The organism is Acidovorax sp. Q11 (assembly GCF_054950075.1).
This window is the reverse complement of sequence record NZ_JBUDZG010000017.1, coordinates 43,436-56,362: the sequence shown is the minus strand read 5'-3', so window position 1 is coordinate 56,362 and position 12,927 is coordinate 43,436. Positions and strand designations below refer to the sequence as shown.

Genomic DNA, 12,927 nt, shown 5'->3' with positions numbered 1-12,927 from the left:
TAAATTGCCACTCCATAGCTGCAAGGAACCGCCATGAACGCCTTCATCCCCTACGGTATCTACTGGTCGTCCCCGTTTGCCAAGTGGCAGGGCACGCTGGCCAACCTCAATGCACTGCCGCTGGCCGCCGCTGTGGGCAAGCGGGCGCTCACAGCGCGGGGCTACGACCTGTCGGCCGTGGACCTGGCCATCCTGGGTATCACCAACCCGCAAAAGGGCAGCTTCTATGGCCTGCCCTGGGTTACGGGCCTCATGGGCATCGACCGGGTGGCCGGCCCCACGGTGCAGCAGGCCTGCGCCACCAGCGTGCGTGCGCTGCAGATGGCCGCACAAGAGGTGGCCTGCGGCACGGCCACCAGCGCGCTGCTGGTGATGGCCGACCGCCAGTCCAACGGCCCCGTCGTCTACTACCCGGATTCGAGCGGCACGGGTGGCTATGGCATCACCGAGCACTGGGTGCCCGACAACATGGGCCACGATCCGTATGCCAAGAACCCCATGCTGCAGACCGGCGAGAACGTGGCCGCGCGCTATGGCATCAGCACCGAAGAGCAGCACGCGCTCAAGCTGCACCGCTACACGCAATACCAGGATGCGCTGGCCAACGACCGCGCCTTCCAGAAGCGCTACATGGCCGAGGTGCCTGTCACCGACTCGAAGTTTCGCAAGCAGACGGGCACGCTCAGCGCCGACGAAGGCATCTTCCCCACCACCGCCGAAGGCCTGGCCAAGCTCAAGCCGGTGAAGGAAGGCGGCACCGTGACCTTCGGCGGCCAGACGCACCCGGCCGACGGCAATGCGGGCGCCATCGTCACCACGCGTGACCGGGCGCGCGCTGCGGCCATCGACGCGGGCATCGAGATCGAGATCCTGGGCTTCGGCATGTCGCGGGTGGAGGCTGGCTTCATGCCCATGGCGCCGTCGCCTGCGGCGTTCAATGCTTTGAAGCACGCAGGCCTGTCCATCGCCGATGTGCACGCGATCAAGACCCACAACCCCTTCGCCGTGAACGACATCGCCCTGGCGCGCGACACCGGCTTTGCCTGGGAGCGCATGAACAACTACGGCAGCTCCATCATCTGGGGCCACCCCCAGGCACCCACCGGCATGCGCGCCATCATCGAACTGATCGAAGAGCTGGTGCTGCGCGGGGGCGGCGTGGGCCTGTTCACCGGCTGCGCTGCGGGCGACACCGGCTATGCCACCGTGCTGCGTGTGACCGACAGCAAAACCACTTCCAAGGCCTGACCATGACGACCGCTTCGACAAGCTCTTTCTCCGCCCCCCTGAACGCCTGGCTGGTGGACGGCGTGCGCACGCCCATGGTCGATTACTGCGGCCCGCTGGGCCATGTGTCGCCCACCGACATGGGCATCAAGGTGGCGCGTGCCGTGCTGGCGCGCAGCGGCGTGCCCGCTGCCGATGTGGGCTCGGTCATCACCGGCTCCATGGCGCAGGCCGATTTCGACGCCTTTGTGCTGCCGCGCTACATTGGCCTGTATGCAGGTGTGCCGCAGGCCGTGCCCGCCATCCTGGTGCAACGCATCTGCGGCACGGGCTTTGAGCTGTTCCGCCAGGCCGCCGACCAGATCGCGCTGGGCTACACCGACGTGGCGCTGGTGGTGGGCACTGAGTCCATGACGCGCAACCCGATTGCGGCCTACACACACCGCACCGGCTTCAAGCTGGGCGCGCCCGTGGAGTTCAAGGACTTCCTGATGGAGGCATTGATCGACACCGCAGGCCCGGTGACGATGATCGAGACGGCCGAGAACCTGGCCAAGAAATACGGCATCACCCGCGAGGATGTGGACGCCTATGCCTCGCAGTCCTTTGCCCGCGCGCTCAAGGCACAGGAGGATGGTTTTCTGGCGGGCGAGATCGTGCCAGTGAGCAGCGAGATGTTTGAACTGGAAGGCTACGCCACGCGCGGCATCACGCTGCCCCGCAAGGTGGCGCAGCTGGACCGCGACACCCACCCGCGCCCCTCGCCGGTGGAAGCCCTGGCGGGCCTGCGCACCGTGTACCCCGGCGGCGTGCAGACCGCTGGCAACAGCTCGGCCCTGGTCGATGGCGCCGTGGGCGCCGTGGTGGCCAGCGATGCCTATGTGCAGCAGCGTGGCCTCAAGCCCCTGGCGCGCCTGCGCGGTGTGGCCGCTGTGGGTGTGGCGCCCGAGTACATGGGTATCGGCCCGGCCCCAGCCATTCGCGCGCTGCTGGCACGTACCGGCCTCACGCTGGATGACATCGGCCTGTTCGAAATCAACGAAGCCCAGGGCGCACAGACCCTGGCCGTGGGCCGCGAGCTGGGGCTGGACCTCAACAAGCTCAACGTGAACGGCGGCGCCATTGCCCTGGGCCACCCGCTGGCCGCCACCGGCGTGCGCCTGACGGTGACCCTGGCGCGCGAACTGCGCCGCCGTGGGCTGCGCTACGGCATCTCCAGCGCCTGTGTGGGCGGCGGGCAAGGCATTGCTTTGCTGATCGAGAACACCGACGCGTAAATCCAGTCTTCACACCCATTTGCAAGAGCACAGCACCATGAAAATCATCACCGCAGCCCAGGCCGGGGCCCTGATCCCCGACAACGCCACCATCTTTCTGGGCGGTCTGGCCGTCTCCAGCCTGCCGGAGGAAGTGCTCAAGGGCATCGAGAAAAACTTCCTCGACCACGGCAGCCCGAAGAACGTGACCACCTGGGCCTGCGGCGCCATTGGCAACAGCAAGGACGCGGGCATGGTGCACTTTGCCCACCCCGGCATGATCAAGCGCACGGTGGCCGGCCACTTTGGCCAGACCGGCGCCGAGATGATGAAGATGGTGTTTGACGGCGAGGTCGAGGCCTACAACTTCCCGCAGGGCAGCCTGTCGCACCTCACGCGCCACATCGCCAGCCGCAGCCCCGGGCTGCTGACCAAGGTGGGCTTGGGCACGTTTGTAGACCCGCGCATCGAAGGCGGCAAGCTCAACAGCAAGTCCACCGAAGACCTGGTCAAGCTCGTCGAGTTCAACGGCGAGGAATGGCTGTTCTACCCCGCGCCCAAGGTTGATGTGGCCATCATCCGCGGCACGCTGGCCGACGAGAACGGCAACATCACGCTGGACAAGGAAGGTGTGCTGCTGGAGCAGATCAACATCGCCCACGCGGCCAAGGCCTGCGGCGGCATCGTGATCGCGCAGGTGGAGCGCATCGTCAAGGCGGGCAGCCTGCACCCCAAGTCGGTCAAGGTGCCGGGGGTGTCGGTGGACTACGTGGTGGTCAGCCAGCCCGAGAACCACATGCAGACCATCACCACGCAGTTCAACGCCGCGCTGTGTGGCGACGTGCGCGTGCCGGTGAACTCGCTGGCGCCCATGGCACTGGACGAACGCAAGGTCATCGCACGCCGCACCGCGCTGGAGCTGAAGCCGGGTGCCATCACCAACCTGGGCATCGGTATTCCGGCCGGTGTGCCGTCGGTGGCGGCGGAAGAGGGCGTGGCGGACCAGTTCACGCTGAGCGTGGAAAGTGGCATCACCGGCGGCATCCCGGCGCAGCTGGGTGACTTCGGCACGGCCTACAACGCCGACGCGATCATTGAGCAGTCGTTGCAGTTCGACTTTTACGACGGCGGCGGGCTGGACGCGAGCTTCCTGGGCCTGGCGCAGGCCGACAACCACGGCAACGTGAACGTGAGCAAGTTCAACGGCCGGCCCGTGGGCTGTGGCGGCTTTGTGAACATCACGCGCTCGACCAAGAACCTGGTGTTCTGCGGCACCTTCACGGCAGGTGGCCTGGAGGTGAAGGTGGCCGACGGCCAGCTCACCATCGCCCGGGAAGGCCGCTCGCGCAAGTTCATCGAGAAGGTCGAGCAGATCACCTTCAACGGGCTGGATGCTGCCCAGCGGGAGCAGAACGTGCTCTTCGTGACCGAACGCGCCGTGTTCCACCTGACCACCGAAGGCCTGGAGCTGACAGAGATTGCGCCCGGCATCGACCTGGAGCGCGACGTGCTGGCGCACATGGGCTTCAAGCCGATCATGCGCAATGTGAAGACCATGGACGCGGGCCTGTTCCACGAAAAGTGGGGCGGGCTGGCGGCGGCCATGGCGGCGAAGTCTGAGGCGGTGGCACCGGCGGCCGCAGGCCAATAAACGGGGCGCTGAAGCTGCCCGAAGCCGGGCACAAAACCAAAGACCAAGGGGCGCTGGCTGCAGCGCCCCATTTTTTTGTCAGGCCCCGTCGCGGGCGTAGACCTTTTGCAGCAGGCGTATCAGCGTCTTGCGTTCGGCGGCCGTGAGGCCGGCGGTGGCGTCCACCTCCAGCTGCGCGGCGGTCTGCTCGGCCTGGGCGGTCAGTTCCACACCGGCGGGCGTCAGGTGCAGGCCCATGGCGCGGCCGTCGCTGGGGTGGGGGCGGCGCTCGATCAGCCCGCGCCGCTCCAGCGCCGCAATCAGGCCCACCAGGTTGGGCGGCAACACGCCCAGCGTCACGCACAGCTGGCGCGAGGTCACGCCCGGGTTGTGCGCCACCAGCGACAGCACCGAAAAATCCACCACCTTGAGGCGGTACACCGCCATGCGTTCCATGAACACCTCGATCACGGCCAGCGACGCGCGCCGCGCGTTGTAGCCCACCAGGGTGCGCAGAAAACCGGTGTCCACCGATTCAGGCGCGGGCGTGGCAGGGGTGTCGAGCGTGGCGGCGGCGGTCTTTTTGGAAGTGCGGGGGCTGGGCATGGGGCGATTGTGGCGGCGCAATGTGGGGGTGGGTGCAAGACAGCAAGAAATTTGATTCAAATCAGCCGTTTGCGCCTGTCTGTATTGCCTGTTTAGCTATAAAAATAGTAGTAAATGATGCGTAAAAACCCGCAGTGGCAGGCGCCTGCCATGCGCGTCAGGCGGGGTGGCGCAGCACGCGGCGGTACTGCACGGCCTCGGCCACATGGCCCACCTCGGTGTCAGCGGCGCCTGCCAGGTCGGCAATGGTGCGGGCCACCTTGAGCGCACGGTGCGTGCTGCGCGCCGACCAGCCCAGGCGGGCGGCAGCGGTGTTCAGGAACTTCGCAGCCGCATCCTGCAGCTGCAGGTGGTTGTCGATCTCCTGGCCCTGCAGCGCCTGGTTGGCCTTGCCCTGGCGGGCGAGTGCGCGCTGGCGGGCCTGCTCCACGCGCGTGCGGATGGCGGTGGTGGATTCACCCGCCGGGGTCTGCACCAGCTGCTCGGCGGGCAGGGCGGGCACCTCCACATGCAGGTCGATGCGGTCCAGCAGCGGGCCGCTGAGCTTGGCCTGGTAGCGGTTCACCTGGTCGGGTGTGCAGCGGCACGCGCGCTGAGAGGAGCCCAGAAACCCGCAGGGGCAGGGGTTCATGGCCGCAATCATCTGAAAGCGCGCCGGAAACTCCGCGCGCTGGGCGGCGCGGGCGATGGTGATGTGGCCTGTCTCCAGCGGCTCTCGCAGGGCCTCCAGCGCGGCCCTGGGGAATTCAGGCAGTTCGTCCAAAAAAAGGACGCCTTGATGGGCCAGGGAGATTTCGCCCGGGCGCGGGGGCGAGCCGCCACCCACCAACGCCACTGCGCTGGCCGTGTGGTGCGGCTGGCCAGTCGGTCGCTGGCCCCAGGCCTCGGGGCGAAAGCGCCCGGCCAGGCTGGCAATGGCGGCGCTCTCCAGCGCTTCTTCCACCGTCATCGCGGGCAGCAGGCCCGCAAAACGCTGAGCCAGCATCGATTTGCCCGAGCCCGGTGGTCCGGCCATCAGTACGCTGTGGCCACCCGCAGCGGCAATCTCCAGCGCGCGTTTGGCGCCGGCCTGGCCCTTCACGTCGGCCATGTCGGGGCCGGTGGTGCGGGTGGCCATGGGGGTGGCCGCCAGGCGGGTCCAGCCGTCGTTGGCCACGTCGGCATCGTCGCCCGCCACGCAGCCCGGGGGCAGAAAGGCGCGCACCACGTCCAGCAGGTGGCGCGCGCGCACCACCTGGGCAGAGGGCACCAGGGCGGCCTCTTCGGCGCTGCCGGGGGGCAGCACCAGCTGGGTGTCGATCCGCTGCGTCTGCAGCGCCAGGCTGGTGGCCAGCGCGCCGCGCACGGGGCGCAGCTCGCCCGACAGCGACAGCTCCCCCGCAAACTCGTAGCCCGCCAGGCGGCTGGCATCCACCTGGCCGCTGGCGGCAAGGATGCCCAGGGCAATGGGCAAATCGAAGCGGCCCGAGTCCTTGGGCAAATCGGCCGGGGCCAAATTGACCGTGATGCGTTTGTTGGTGGGGAACTCCAGCCCCGCGTTCTGCAGCGCCGAGCGCACGCGCTCGCGGGCCTCCTTCACCTCCACCTCGGCCAGCCCCACCAGCGTGAAGCTGGGCAGGCCGTTGGCCAGATGCACTTCCACGGTGACAGAAGGCGCCAACATCCCCAGAAGGGCGCGGCTTTGCACCAAAGCAAGACTCATGAAACGGTTTCTCCCCAGATGGGTGCGTTTGTGGGTGTTTTGGCGCGGGCTTGTGGGTTTATGCACCATATGGGTGCGCTGCGCCCGGCGCGATCCCCACCACTGTACTGGGGATTGTTGTAACCCAACGCAACCGCGCCCGGGCCGCATGCGCCGGGCCTGTGGAGGCAATGGCACGTTCCGTGCTTAAAGCGCTTGTCCCTACTTTGTCCAACCGGAGGAAACATGACCCGCGCCATCATCAAGACCCTGGGCGTTGCCCTTGTTGCAACCCTTCCCATGCTGGCCAGTGCCCAGCTCACCGGCAACGTCAGCCTGACCACCAACTACAAGTTCCGTGGCCAGGACCAGGACGCCACCAAGGCCAAGGCCGTCAAGCCTGCGCTGCAAGGCGGCTTCGACTACGCCTTTGGCGAATCCGGCTGGTACGTGGGCAACTGGAACTCCAGCGTGGACTGGCTGACCAACAATTCGCTCGAATCCGACCTGTACGGCGGCTACAAGTTCAAGGCCGCAGGCGCTGACTTCGATGTGGGCGCCCTGACCTACATCTACCCCGGCAACAGCAACGGCAACACCACCGAGCTGTATGGCGCGGCCACCATGGGCCCCTTCACTGCCAAGTATTCGCATACCATCTCCAAGGACTACTTCGGCTTTGCCGGTGCCAAGTCCGGCTCGGGCCTGAAGGGCCGCAACACGGGTTACCTGAACTTCGGCTTTGCGCAGGAAGTGGCGCCCAGCGTCACCGTGAAGGCCTCGGTGGGCTTCACGCGTTTTGCCAGCGACATCAAGGACCTGGGCGTACCCAACTACATGGACTATCAATTGGGTGGCGCGTATGACTTTGGCGGTGGCCTGTCGCTGGGCGCGGCCGTGGTTGGTGCCAACAAGAAGGCCTTCTTCGGCCACGTCAACAAGTCGCGCGTGATCGTCACGCTGACCAAAACCCTGTAAATCTCAATGGGCGCCCCGGGCGCCCATTCCGGAGGAATCCAAAATGAAAATGGTGACAGCCATCATCAAGCCCTTCAAGCTGGACGAAGTGCGCGAAGCGCTTTCGGACATCGGCGTGCAAGGCATCACGGTCACTGAGGTCAAGGGTTTTGGCCGCCAGAAGGGTCACACCGAGCTGTACCGTGGTGCAGAGTATGTGGTGGACTTCTTGCCCAAGGTCAAGATCGAAGCCGCTATCGCGGACGACCTGGTGGACCGTGTGATCGAGTCCATCGAAAGCGCCGCGCGCACCGGCAAGATCGGTGACGGCAAGATCTTTGTGACCCACCTGGAGCAGGTGGTGCGCATCCGCACGGGCGAAACCGGCAAGGAAGCCCTGTAAGGGCCCGGTCGCAACAGACACAAGAGAAGAAATGCCATGAAAAAACTGCTTGCTTCCTTCATTCTGGGGCTGGGTCTGCTGACCATGGGCAATCTGTCCCTGGCCCAGGCTCCTGCCGCCGAACCGGCGGCCGCCACCTCCGCTGCCCCGGCTGCTGAGGCCGCTGCACCCGCAGCTGCTGCTGCCCCGGCTGCGGCTCCTGCCGCCGCTCCTGCTGCCGCTGCCGCAGAAGCGCCAGCGCCCGTCCCCAACAAGGGCGACACGGCCTGGATGATGACCTCCACCCTGTTGGTGATCCTGATGGTCTTGCCCGGCCTGGCGCTGTTCTACGGCGGCCTGGTGCGCAGCAAGAACATGCTGTCCGTGCTGATGCAGGTCATGGTCACGTTCTCGCTGATCGTGGTGCTGTGGTTCATCTACGGCTACAGCCTGGCCTTTACCGAAGGCAGTGCCTTCATCGGGGGCTTCGACCGCCTGTTCATGAAGGGCATCTGGGACAACGCTGCGGGCACGTTTGCCAACGCGGCCACGTTCAGCAAGGGTGTCGTGATTCCTGAAGTGGTGTTCGCTGCCTTCCAGGCCACGTTCGCCGGCATCACCTGCGCTCTGATCGTGGGTGCGTTCGCCGAGCGCATCAAGTTCAGCGCCGTCATGCTGTTCATGGTGCTGTGGTTCACCTTCAGCTACCTGCCGATCGCCCACATGGTGTGGTTCTGGATGGGCCCTGACGCTTACGCCTCCAAGGAAGTGGCTGACGCCATGACCGGCAAGGCCGGCCAGATCTGGCAGTGGGGTGCTCTGGACTTCGCTGGCGGTACCGTGGTGCACATCAACGCCGCTGTGGCGGGCCTGGTGGGCGCGTTCATGGTGGGCAAGCGCATCGGCTACGGCAAGGAAGCCATGGCGCCTCACAGCCTGACGCTGACCATGGTGGGCGCCTCGCTGCTGTGGGTGGGCTGGTTCGGTTTCAATGCCGGTTCTGCCCTGGAAGCCAACGGCTTCGCCGCCCTGGCCTTTATCAACACGCTGGTGGCCACCGCCGCTGCCGTGCTGGCATGGTGCATCGGTGAAGCGCTGATGCGTGGCAAGGCTTCGATGCTGGGTGCAGCGTCGGGCGCCGTGGCAGGCTTGGTGGCCGTCACGCCGGCTGCTGGCAACGTCGGCATCGGCGGTGCCCTGGTGATCGGCCTGGTGGGTGGTTTTGCCTGCCTGTGGGGTGTCAACGGCCTCAAGAAGCTCTTGGGTGCAGACGACTCGCTCGACGTGTTCGGCGTGCACGGCATCGGCGGCATCGTGGGTGCCCTGCTGACCGGCGTGTTCAACTCGCCGTCCCTCGGCGGTCCTGGCTACGTGGCTGACTGGGTGACCGCTTCCATGGTCACGGCTGCTGACTACTCCATCGCCGCCCAGGTGGGGACGCAGGCCAAGGCCGTGCTGCTGACCATCGTGTGGTCGGGTGTGGTGTCCTTCGTGGCCTACAAGATTGTGGACCTGACCCTGGGCCTGCGTGTCACGGAAGAAGACGAACGCGAAGGTCTGGACATCACATCGCACGGCGAAACGGCGTACAACCGCTGATCTTCGGCCCTGCGCCCCGCGCGCTGCGGTGTCTGGTGGCACCGTGGCGTGGTAGCAAGAAAAACAAGCGAGTTACTCCTCTGGGTTCTTTGGCCCGCCGACCACCGGCGGGCCATTTTTGCGCCAGCAGGGGGCTCGCTTGGCTTGTTCTGGAGCAGGGGCGTTGCGCCCCTTGCTGTCCCCTTCCACCAGACCGCTGTCCTTCACAAGCGCTGTTCAAAAAATTCACGCGCCCCGCCTGCCGTGCCGTACACCGCTGCCGCTACGATGCACGGATGGACTTTTCCCTTGCCCCGATTGCCGAGCGTGTGCGTGCCGCTGCGGCCGACCAGACCCCGTTGCGCATCCGTGGCGGGGGCACCAAGGACTTCCACGGCCTAGCCCTGCACGGCGAGGTGCTCGACACCCGGGGGCTGCGCGGCATCGTGAGCTACGAGCCCAGCGAGCTGGTCGTCACAGTGCGCGCCGGCACCCCACTGGCCGAGCTGGAGGCCGCGCTGGCCGAGCGTGGCCAGTGCCTGCCGTTTGAGCCACCCCATTTCGCCAAGACCTCCTCGGACGCTGCCACCGTGGGCGGCATGGCGGCAGCGGGCCTGTCGGGCCCCGCCCGCGCCAGCGTGGGCGCCGTGCGCGACTACCTGCTGGGCGTGACGGTGCTCAACGGCAAGGGCGAGCTGCTGACCTTTGGCGGCCAGGTCATGAAGAACGTGGCGGGGTACGACGTGTCGCGCCTCATGGCGGGCGCCTGGGGCACGCTGGGCCTGCTGACCGAGGTGAGCCTCAAGGTGCTGCCCGTGGCGCCCGGCGAGGCCACGCTCAGGTTCGATGGCGTCGGCCAGGCTGACGCCCTGCGCAAGCTGCACGCCTGGGGCGGCCAGCCGCTGCCCCTGAACGCCAGTTGCTGGGTGCAAGACGGTGGCGTGGGCACGCTCTATGTGCGCCTGCGCGGCGCCGTGGCGGCGGTGGAGGCCGCGTGCAAGACCCTGGGTGGCACGCGCATGGACAACGCCGCCGTGGCTGCCGACTGGGCCGCCTGCCGCGAGCAGACCCTGCCGTGGTTCACCGACCGCGCCCAGCGCCCCGACCATGCGCTGTGGCGCCTGTCCGTGCCCGCCACCGCCCCGGTGCTGGCCCTGCCCGGCGGTGCCGAGCCGTTGGTGGAGTGGCATGGCGCACTGCGCTGGGTGCAGGCCCCCGAATCGGCGGGCGAGGCCCTGCGCGAAGCTGCACAGGCCGTGGGCGGAAACGCTTCTGTTTTTGTAGCTGCAAGCACAGGTGGGACAGGCGCAAAAGGCCTTTTTGACCTCAAATCCACAGCGCTGGAACAGATCCACGCCCGGCTCAAGCACAGCTTTGACCCGGCAGGCATCTTCAACCCCGGCCGCGTGGCACGGGCCTGGTAAGCGCAGCCGCCCGACTCTCGTCCCGCCCCCGCATGCGACGCCTTCGCCACCTCACCGGACACCGCCGCACGGTGGCCAGCAACCGGGTGCTGGGCCTGCTGCTGGCGTTCAATGCGGGTGCCGTGAATGCCGGGGGCTTCCTGGTCGTGCACCTCTACACCTCGCACATGACCGGTTTTTTGTCATCCCTGGCCGACAACCTGGTGCTGGGCCAGATGAAGCTGGTGCTGGGGGCCATTGGAGCGCTGTGGGCCTTCCTGTCCGGCGCGGGCACCACGGCCATCATGGTCAACTGGGCGCGCCAGCGCAGGCTGCGCAGCACCTTTGCGCTGCCGCTGCTGCTGGTGGCCGTGCTCATGCTGCTGTTTGGCCTGGTGGGGGCCATCACGCTCAACTGGCCCACGCCGTTTGCGGTGCCACTCACGGTGTTGCTGCTGTCCTTCATCATGGGCCTGCAGAACGCCACGGTGACCAAGATGTCCTCGTCCCAGATCCGTACCACCCACATGACGGGCGTGGTGACCGACCTGGGCATCGAGATGGGCAAGATGCTCTACTGGAACCGCACCGGCACCGCGCCCGAATCACAAGTGCGTGCCAACCAGGCCCGGCTGCGGCTGTTTGCCGGGCTGCTGGGCATGTTCCTGGTGGGCGGCATTGCGGGCGCGGCGGGCTTCAAGTATGTGGGCTTTGTGTTTGTGGTGCCGCTGGCGCTGGTGTTGCTGGCCCTGTCGCTGCCCCCGCTGTGGGCCGACCGTGCACGGTTGCGCCACCCGTTGCGAAAGTCGCTCGCGCTCAATGTTTCGCTCGACCCACCCCTGGGCCCACCTGCTGACCCACCGGCCACGCGCTGAATCCGTCCTGAAAATTTCTGTTTCTTCGCCCAGGCATGCACCATGCAAACCCAGCTTTCCCCTGAATACCGCGCCCGCGCCGATGGCCTGGAGGCCGAATCCATCCTGCGCAAGTGCGTGCACTGCGGCTTTTGCACCGCCACCTGCCCCACCTACCAGCTGCTGGGCGACGAGCTGGACGGCCCGCGCGGCCGCATCTACCTCATCAAGCAGGTGCTTGAAGGCGGGACACCCACGCGCAAGACCCAGATGCACCTGGACCGGTGCCTCACCTGCCGCAACTGCGAAAGCACCTGCCCGAGCGGCGTGCAATACGGCCACCTGGTGGACATCGGCCGCAAGATCGTCGATGAAAAAGTGCCCCGCCCCGTGGGCGAAAAAGCCCTGCGCTGGGCGCTGAAGGAAGGCCTGCCCTCGCCGCTGTTTGCCCCCGCCATGAAGGCAGGGCAATTGGTGCGCGGCCTGCTGCCCGAGGCGCTCAAGGCCAAGGTGCCCGCACCACAGAACGCTGGCGCCTGGCCCACACGCGAACACGCCCGCAAGGTGCTCATGCTGGCGGGCTGCGTGCAACCGGCCATGATGCCCAACATCAACACCGCCACCGCCCGCGTGCTCGACGTGGTGGGCATCCAGACCGTGATCGCGCCCAAGGCGGGCTGCTGCGGCGCCGTCAAGTTCCACCTCAACGATCAGGCAGGCGGCATGGCCGAGATGCGCGCCAACATCGACGCCTGGTGGCCGCTGGTGGAAGCGGGCGGGGTCGAGGCCATCGTCATGAACGCCTCGGGCTGCGGCGTCACCGTCAAGGAATACGGCCACATCCTGAAGGACGACGCGGCATACGCGGCCAAGGCCGAACGCATCAGCGCCCTCACGCGCGACCTGTCGGAGCTGCTGCCCGCCATGCTGCCCGAGCTGGCCACCAAGCTGCAGGGCCGTGTCAACCAGCCGGACACCCTGTACGCCTACCACCCCCCCTGCACGCTGCAGCACGGCCAGAAGCTGCGCGGGGGCGTGGAGGCGCACCTGAACCAGCTGGGTTTCAAGCTGCGCAACGCACGCAACGACGCCCACCTGTGCTGCGGCTCGGCGGGCACCTATTCGGTGCTCAACCCCGACCTGTCGTACCAGCTGCGCGACCGCAAGCTCGGCGTGTTGGCCGAGGCCTTTGGCGAGCAACCACCCGACATGATCCTGTCGGCCAACATCGGCTGCATCACGCACCTGCAAAGCGGCACGGGCACACCCGTGCGGCACTGGGTGGAGGTGCTGGACGAGGCGCTGCGCACCTCCTGACAGGGGGGTGGCCGGGGCGCCGTCCGCCCCTTCGCA

11 protein-coding genes are annotated in these 12,927 nt (G+C 66.9%); 9 read left to right on the top strand and 2 right to left on the bottom strand.

Annotation, left to right across the window (positions count from 1 at the left end):
• Positions 1-33: 33 nt before the first annotated feature.
• From ACYZGB_RS14470 to ACYZGB_RS14460, 3 genes are read left to right on the top strand one after another with little or no spacing between them, the layout of a single operon-like run.
• Positions 34-1,248: a thiolase family protein gene (locus ACYZGB_RS14470; RefSeq protein WP_462389204.1), complete on the top strand. Its 1,215-nt coding sequence runs from the start codon at positions 34-36 to the stop codon at positions 1,246-1,248.
• A 2-nt stretch (positions 1,249-1,250) separates the two neighbouring features.
• Positions 1,251-2,504, top strand: coding sequence for a thiolase family protein (locus ACYZGB_RS14465; protein WP_462389202.1), 1,254 nt, complete (start codon positions 1,251-1,253; stop codon positions 2,502-2,504).
• Between the two features lie 37 nt (positions 2,505-2,541).
• Positions 2,542-4,134, top strand: coding sequence for an acyl CoA:acetate/3-ketoacid CoA transferase (locus ACYZGB_RS14460; RefSeq protein ID WP_462389200.1), 1,593 nt, complete (start codon positions 2,542-2,544; stop codon positions 4,132-4,134).
• Positions 4,135-4,212: 78 nt separating this feature from the next.
• On the opposite strand, the gene ACYZGB_RS14455 is transcribed toward ACYZGB_RS14460, so the two are convergent.
• Both ACYZGB_RS14455 and ACYZGB_RS14450 read right to left on the bottom strand, forming a co-directional pair.
• Entirely contained in the window at positions 4,213-4,719 is a 507-nt protein-coding gene (locus tag ACYZGB_RS14455) for a MarR family winged helix-turn-helix transcriptional regulator (protein ID WP_462389198.1), read from the bottom strand.
• Positions 4,720-4,876: 157 nt separating this feature from the next.
• Positions 4,877-6,421: a YifB family Mg chelatase-like AAA ATPase gene (locus ACYZGB_RS14450; protein ID WP_462389196.1), complete on the bottom strand. Its 1,545-nt coding sequence runs from the start codon at positions 6,419-6,421 to the stop codon at positions 4,877-4,879.
• Positions 6,422-6,646: 225 nt separating this feature from the next.
• On the opposite strand from ACYZGB_RS14450, the gene ACYZGB_RS14445 reads away from it, so the two are divergent.
• The 6 genes from ACYZGB_RS14445 (at position 6,647) to glcF (ending at position 12,891) form a co-directional block, all read left to right on the top strand.
• Complete coding sequence (locus ACYZGB_RS14445) at positions 6,647-7,378, top strand: TorF family putative porin (RefSeq protein WP_462389194.1); 732 nt, start codon at positions 6,647-6,649, stop codon at positions 7,376-7,378.
• Positions 7,379-7,421: 43 nt separating this feature from the next.
• Complete coding sequence (gene glnK / locus ACYZGB_RS14440; RefSeq protein ID WP_108615702.1) at positions 7,422-7,760, top strand: P-II family nitrogen regulator; 339 nt, start codon at positions 7,422-7,424, stop codon at positions 7,758-7,760.
• Between the two features lie 36 nt (positions 7,761-7,796).
• Complete coding sequence (gene amt / locus ACYZGB_RS14435) at positions 7,797-9,338, top strand: ammonium transporter (RefSeq protein ID WP_462389192.1); 1,542 nt, start codon at positions 7,797-7,799, stop codon at positions 9,336-9,338.
• 275 nt (positions 9,339-9,613) lie between these two features.
• The gene (glcE, locus tag ACYZGB_RS14430; protein WP_462389190.1) at positions 9,614-10,741 is read left to right on the top strand and encodes a glycolate oxidase subunit GlcE; all 1,128 of its coding nucleotides are present in this window, start codon (positions 9,614-9,616) and stop codon (positions 10,739-10,741) included.
• 32 nt (positions 10,742-10,773) lie between these two features.
• Positions 10,774-11,595 (top strand): YoaK family protein, encoded by an 822-nt coding sequence (locus ACYZGB_RS14425; RefSeq protein ID WP_462389189.1) that lies wholly within the window; start codon positions 10,774-10,776, stop codon positions 11,593-11,595.
• A 42-nt stretch (positions 11,596-11,637) separates the two neighbouring features.
• Positions 11,638-12,891 (top strand): glycolate oxidase subunit GlcF, encoded by a 1,254-nt coding sequence (gene glcF, locus ACYZGB_RS14420; protein WP_462389188.1) that lies wholly within the window; start codon positions 11,638-11,640, stop codon positions 12,889-12,891.
• Positions 12,892-12,927: the final 36 nt, after the last annotated feature.

Coding starts and splice junctions, on each gene's coding strand:
- ACYZGB_RS14425 (WP_462389189.1), top strand. CDS start 10,774: ATGCGACGCCTTCGCCACCTCACCGGACACCGCCGCACGGTGGCCAGC.
- glcE (WP_462389190.1), top strand. CDS start 9,614: ATGGACTTTTCCCTTGCCCCGATTGCCGAGCGTGTGCGTGCCGCTGCG.
- amt (WP_462389192.1), top strand. CDS start 7,797: ATGAAAAAACTGCTTGCTTCCTTCATTCTGGGGCTGGGTCTGCTGACC.
- ACYZGB_RS14455 (WP_462389198.1), bottom strand. CDS start 4,719: ATGCCCAGCCCCCGCACTTCCAAAAAGACCGCCGCCGCCACGCTCGAC.
- ACYZGB_RS14470 (WP_462389204.1), top strand. CDS start 34: ATGAACGCCTTCATCCCCTACGGTATCTACTGGTCGTCCCCGTTTGCC.
- glnK (WP_108615702.1), top strand. CDS start 7,422: ATGAAAATGGTGACAGCCATCATCAAGCCCTTCAAGCTGGACGAAGTG.
- ACYZGB_RS14460 (WP_462389200.1), top strand. CDS start 2,542: ATGAAAATCATCACCGCAGCCCAGGCCGGGGCCCTGATCCCCGACAAC.
- ACYZGB_RS14465 (WP_462389202.1), top strand. CDS start 1,251: ATGACGACCGCTTCGACAAGCTCTTTCTCCGCCCCCCTGAACGCCTGG.
- ACYZGB_RS14445 (WP_462389194.1), top strand. CDS start 6,647: ATGACCCGCGCCATCATCAAGACCCTGGGCGTTGCCCTTGTTGCAACC.
- glcF (WP_462389188.1), top strand. CDS start 11,638: ATGCAAACCCAGCTTTCCCCTGAATACCGCGCCCGCGCCGATGGCCTG.
- ACYZGB_RS14450 (WP_462389196.1), bottom strand. CDS start 6,421: ATGAGTCTTGCTTTGGTGCAAAGCCGCGCCCTTCTGGGGATGTTGGCG.